7 protein-coding genes are annotated in these 5,595 nt (G+C 44.1%); 1 reads left to right on the top strand and 6 read right to left on the bottom strand.

Annotated elements, in window-relative coordinates; translation table 11 throughout:
* Together JX312_RS08460 and JX312_RS08455 are read right to left on the bottom strand one after the other, a co-directional pair.
* The coding region (locus JX312_RS08460) for an efflux RND transporter permease subunit (protein ID WP_204457691.1) at window positions 1-177 on the bottom strand (177 nt) is incomplete at its 3' end.
* Between the two features lie 11 nt (window positions 178-188).
* Window positions 189-1,307 carry an efflux RND transporter periplasmic adaptor subunit gene (locus JX312_RS08455; protein WP_123406889.1) on the bottom strand — a complete coding sequence of 373 codons (1,119 nt, stop codon included), beginning with the start codon at window positions 1,305-1,307 and terminating at the stop codon, window positions 189-191.
* A gap of 425 nt (window positions 1,308-1,732) precedes the next feature.
* Here JX312_RS08455 and JX312_RS08450 point away from each other — a divergent pair, with 425 nt between their 5' ends.
* A complete protein-coding gene (locus tag JX312_RS08450; protein WP_128708037.1) occupies window positions 1,733-2,728 on the top strand; it encodes a DUF3987 domain-containing protein in 996 nt (331 codons plus the stop codon).
* Between the two features lie 301 nt (window positions 2,729-3,029).
* Here JX312_RS08450 and JX312_RS08445 read toward each other — a convergent pair whose 3' ends face one another.
* The 4 genes from JX312_RS08445 to mtnN all read right to left on the bottom strand — a co-directional run.
* A complete protein-coding gene (locus JX312_RS08445; protein WP_124029842.1) occupies window positions 3,030-3,581 on the bottom strand; it encodes a hypothetical protein in 552 nt (183 codons plus the stop codon).
* Between the two features lies 1 nt (window position 3,582).
* On the bottom strand, window positions 3,583-4,074 hold the full coding sequence (locus JX312_RS08440; protein ID WP_164916610.1) for an RNA polymerase sigma factor: 492 nt from the start codon (window positions 4,072-4,074) through the stop codon (window positions 3,583-3,585).
* A gap of 248 nt (window positions 4,075-4,322) precedes the next feature.
* The gene (locus tag JX312_RS08435; RefSeq protein ID WP_123407415.1) at window positions 4,323-5,099 is read right to left on the bottom strand and encodes a CPBP family intramembrane glutamic endopeptidase; all 777 of its coding nucleotides are present in this window, start codon (window positions 5,097-5,099) and stop codon (window positions 4,323-4,325) included.
* Window positions 5,100-5,218: 119 nt separating this feature from the next.
* On the bottom strand, window positions 5,219-5,595 hold a 377-nt coding region (mtnN, locus tag JX312_RS08430), incomplete at its 5' end, for a 5'-methylthioadenosine/S-adenosylhomocysteine nucleosidase (RefSeq protein WP_204457690.1).

The following is a 5,595-nucleotide window of genomic DNA, read 5'->3' as shown; positions in this document are numbered from 1 at the left end:
GAGCACACTCTGTGCGTTGGCGCCTGTATAGTTGGTGGAAACCTGAATTGTAGGTGGTGCGATATCAGGGTATTGCTCTACCGGCAGGGATGCCAGTCCGAGAAGACCGAAAATCACGATGAATATCGAGATTACGGTCGAAAGCACCGGTCTGTTTATAAATGTTGATAAATTCATCGTCAGATAACTTATTTCTTGGGTTTGATGACCATGTCATCCTTGACTGTGATACCTACTCCCTCTGTCACAATTACATCGCCCGGCTTCAGACCGCCTGTAACGATATAGTTCTTGCCATCGTTCTCAGCTGCAATCTGAATAGGAGTGGAGTGCACTTTGCTTGAATCTCCTACGACATAACAGAATTTCATATCCTGTATTTCGAATGTTGCGTTCTGTGGAATGATAATCGCACTGCTTCGAATAGACGGAATCAACACCTGTCCGCTGTTGCCGCTGCGTAGCATTCCATCCGGGTTGGGGAAGATCGCCGTAGCGGAAGCTGCTCCGGTAGTGGGATCTATGACACCGGAAATTGAGATTATTTTCCCGGGATGCTTGTAACGTTCTCCGTTAGCAAGGAGAAGAGTGACTGCCGGCATCTGAGAAATCGCTTCCTGAATGGAGCGGCTCCCGTTGTCTGTCATGTTAAGAATGTCTTTTTCATTAAGAGAGAATGACGCCCTCATGTCGCTACTGTTTGAAAGCACTGTGAGCAGTGTGGTGGGTGATACAAGCGATCCCTCGCGATAGTCAATGGTGCCTACAATGCCGGAGGCAGGAGCTGTCACTACCGAGTAAGACAGGTTCTTGCGTGCGTTGACAAGGTTTGCCTGCGCCTGATGGAGCTGGGCTTTTGCTGCGTTCAAGGCATCTACTGATGTCTGGTATGCCGGAGAACTTATTATGTTTTTATCAAAAAGTATCTTGTTGTTGTTCGCATTGGTCTGGGCGGTGTTGACGTTCGCCTGTGCTACGGCTACAGCTGCGTTGGCTGCGTCAACGGCTGCCTGAAGACTTACCTGGTCAATAGTGAAGAGCACCTGACCTTTGTTCACTCTCTGCCCCTCCTCAACATTCACTTTTGTCAGGAATCCTGATATCTGGGGACGGATTTCGACATCGTTCTCACCTCTCAGAGAGGTCGGATAGCCTGTCTCAAGTCTGGTGTCTTCTTCTCCGATAGTCATTACCGCAAGCTCAGGTGCGCTTCCCTGTTGCTGCTCTGTGTTTCCCTTGCATGAAGGGAGAATCATTGCCACTGCCATCGTCGACAAAGACAATGCATACAATTTTCTAATTCTCATATCAATATGGTTTGTTTAATTATTTACCTGTTATTTAGAAACTGCATTTGTCTCTACTTCTCAGTCAAGACGTGAGTTTTATCAAAATTTAAGTCTTGTAGAGGGTATAACCATCAAAATCTCTACAAAATTAACAATTAAACTTATGAAAATATATTAAAAAGTTTAAAAATGCGCAAATTTGACCAATATTGGGCCATATTTGAAAACTAAAAATTCAATTTAAGTTTTCTTATCGCATTAAATAGGTATGCTGCAGCTTATGATTTTTTTATATGTGTTTAATTTATTAGCTAGAAGTTCGGAAACAAACTTCATTTCAAGGCACAGGAACTGCTTGCATGGGCTGAGAGCAAACTCATTGACGGCAACGCCGTAGGCGTACTTAGCTCCAATGACAAGCCGAAGAAGAAAGGAGGCAGCCGATGAAAAAGGAAACGACATCATCAGCAAAGGCTACCCCCAAGCCTAAGGTCAGCGAGAAAAAAGCGACAGCAAAGAAGAAAGCCGGCAGCAATCCTGATGCATCTGCAATCAAATGTACGGAAGTGACTTGTCAGTCAAGTGAACAGGTTACAAATCACATACCTAACCAACTGACCAATCAGTCTGCGATATCTGACCGCCTGATTGCAACACAACCGACATCGCAGAGTATCAGTGATTTCCCCATTGACGTCCTGCCTGCAAAGTTGCAGGAGATTGTCAACGAGGCGAACGCCACTCTCGGTTTCCCGAAAGACTACATTGCAGGTTCGATGCTGACTGCGATGGCTGCTGTAATTGGGAACACCCATTCAGCGGAAGCTATGGCAGGGTGGAAAGAATACGCCATTCTTTTCGTTGCCCTTGTCGGATGCCCCGGTGTATGCAAGAGCCATCCGCTCAGTTACCTCATGCAGCCACTCATCGACCACGATGCCGGGAAAGCGGCTCAGTTTGGCGAGGAGTTGAAACGCTGCAATGCAGCTATGGAACTGCCACCGAAAGAAAGGGGAGCCAACGGTTACGAACTCAACCCTGCCGAACCCAGGCGCGTCAGGTTCATGATGCAGGACGTTACCAACGAGGCGGTACACCGCATTCTCTCGGAGAATCCCCGCGGACTGATACTGATGTATGACGAGCTTGCCGGATGGGTCAAGAATTTCAACCGCTACAACAGTGGCTCGGAATCGGAGTTCTGGATGTCAGTGTTCAACCACAAGGTTGCCATGTCCGACCGCAAGAGCAGTCAGAGCGGTGTGTTTATCCGCAATCCGTTCCTATGCGTCATCGGCACTATACAGCCGAAGGTGCTTACCGACCTCGCGGCGAACAACCGCAACGCCAACGGCTTCATGGAGCGCATACTCTATGTGTTCCTTCATTCGACATCGCGGCTGCGTGGCGTGAAATCCTGTCAAGGCTTATCGGGATAGTGCCGACGGTTGACGGCAATGGAGCTCATTAGGAAGTATTGGCTACCATTGAATATCAGACAATTATAAGCTGTGCTGTACAAAAATAAGCTGATTTGGCGATGTGTTTTCCTTAAAACTGTGCCAAGACCGAAATATCTGCATTTCAGCCGTTTGGCAAATCCAGTTTCAATCGGATTCAATTCGTTAGAATAAACACTTATTAACTATTTTAACGGTAAGAGCTGTCGATTTTAACGCAATAACAAAGCCGCTCGATAAGGAGCGGCTTTGTTGTGTTTTGAAGATTGATTAGAATGGATTATTCCTTTATGGAATTGAGGTCGCGGAACAGTTTTATATATTGAGGCCACATATGAACGATTCCGTAAATGATTGCTACAACTAGCGTTCCTATGACACACCAAAAGCCGGTATGGTTGAACTCCCATGCGTTAGGCAGAAGCAGGGTAAATAAGATGACTATACCCATACCGAATATTACTTCGCCGGAAATCATCAGTAATCTTATGTTGGCTGTCTTGGAGAACAAATTGCTTGGGGTAAGGGCTGCAATATTGATGCTTTTGAGTTTAAGATACATAAAAATGTACCACGCTGCGCCGAGTAGCAGATATACCACGAGATATATTTTAAGCGATAAGGGGAATGAGTATGGATTGAGGTTGCCGAGTGCCATTGCAGCGAACACAATGGCGAGTATAAGGCAAGAGGTGAATCCCTGACGGAATTTTTTGAGTATCTTGGTTTGCGCGGTTTCGGAGGCAGATACGTTTATCTTTATATCGGTGTTGGTCTTGGCGAGCACCTGCTCAAGCGTTGACATACTTTTTTTGAGTTCGTCGAGTTGCATATTATATCTGTTTTGAGAGTTTTTCTTTGATGCGGTGGATTTTGACTGCAACAGTGTTGCGTTTAAGTCCGAGGGTGTCGGCTATTTCATCGTAGGAATATTCATCTAGCCATAGGAGAATAATTGCTTTCTCTATATCTTCAAGTCTATTGATCAGAGAGTGCAAGGCTTGAAGATTCTCCTTTTGCACATCGTCAATTTCGGTAGATACTTCGAGCAGTCCGAAGTCAAGCGATACAGTTTCGATTTTAGGTTTCGACGAGCGCAAGGCCATGAGTGCCGAGTTTACAGCTACCCTGTAAATCCATGTTGACATTTTGCTGTCGCCTCGGAATTGGTTTAAACCGAGCCATATGTTGACATAGATTTCTTGCCGGAGGTCGTCAAACGGCAATTTGTCGGTAGCATAGAAATAGCTGACCTTATTGATGATTCGGGAGTGCAGCTTAATGAGCGAAGCAAAATCCCTTTCTGTTGTTGGTGGGTCTGTCATACTGAACTTGTTTTGTTTGCTTTGCCTCGTTAGGTGCAGATTTAGCCCCGAAAGTTTCATTTGCCGAAATTTTTTTGATAAAAAAATGATTGACGTGGTATAACTCATAAAAAATAGCAAGTTAATAAAACTGTATTTTGAGCATCGGTGGTGTTTATCGGAGAAAATTCAATTTGAGGCTGAAAAAAACGGACGATAGCATACTGCAAGAGTATGCTATCGTCCTATATAACTGAAAGACGGAAATTCTAAAATTGCCAAACAGGATATTTGAAAATCTTGGTGTCGTTCCGTTTCTTATACCATACAGTAATGGTAATTGCCAACAAGATACTGGTTACACGAACAATGTTTGAAATTAATCCTCCGGCGGCTACTTCCGTTCCATCCATAGTGAATATTACCCACGCACCGTTCATCAGAATGTGCAAACCAACAGGTACCCATAGATTGAAATTCCATTCAACATACATCCAACTAAAATAAACCGCGCCTAAAAAGGTTACTCCGAAAGCGGCGAATGATGAAAGAGCATCATGTCCCTGATAAAGATGCAGTGTACCAAACAACAGTGCGGGTAATATCACGGACCAAAAGAAGCCGGTTTTTGCATATCGGAAAAGCAAACCGAACATAAATGCCCTGAACATAAATTCCTCCATAAATCCCGGTAAAATGCTTTTCCTCAAAACAAAAGAAATTGTGGCGTCAGTATTGAATGAGCCGAGGATGGGAAACACGATAAAGAGAGGCAGGACACAAATAAGGGCGATACCTAATCCTTTGGTCATATTGCCATTTAAGCCAAGAAAAGAAAATATTTCTTTTGGTTTTATTACAACGGCCATGAGTACCATTACTCCGAGAAACATTATTGAATAGCCAACGATGAATTTCATCAGTGAAGCAGAATGTAATCCCAATAATGCAGTAATTCTCCATGCCTCGTTATATACAACCATTAGGAGGACACAGGCTACGATGGTGTATAGTATTTTTGCAGTTTTTGAAATGAATGAAATCATTGTAAATGAGATTGATTTAAATTTATAACTACCTGATATTGTATATAGTTATCTCGCATAACGGAAGATAAGGTATGTCATATGTCCATCAGGTACATAGCAATAAATACCTTATACAATTACAGGTTTTTGATGATGCGGGAGACACATTCGAAAGTTTTTTCGGGTGCTTTGTTCCAGAAATCAACGTATTGCGATACGTTTTCCGCTGCGCCCGGAGTGTCGCTCATTACCCGGATTATCGCAAACGGGATTCCGCATCGCGTGCAGGTCTGGGCGATAGAGGCGGATTCCATGTCAACTGCAAGCGCTTGTGGAAATCTGCCTTTTATTTCTTCAACTTCTTTCTTTTCATGTATGAATTTGTCGCCACTGCAGATGAGACCGAATCTGACGTTGCCGTTATCTTTGAAAAGTGTTTTTCCGGTGTTTATTATCTTTTTATCCGGGGTAAGTATTGCCTTGAAACCATCTGCAGCGCCATATTCCGTGCCGG

The sequence above is a fragment of the Barnesiella sp. CU968 genome, from assembly GCF_905219685.1.
Taxonomy (GTDB): Bacteria; Bacteroidota; Bacteroidia; order Bacteroidales; family Muribaculaceae; genus Lepagella; species Lepagella muris_A.
The sequence above is the reverse complement of the archived record's forward strand: the minus strand, read 5'-3'. Positions and strand labels throughout refer to the sequence as shown.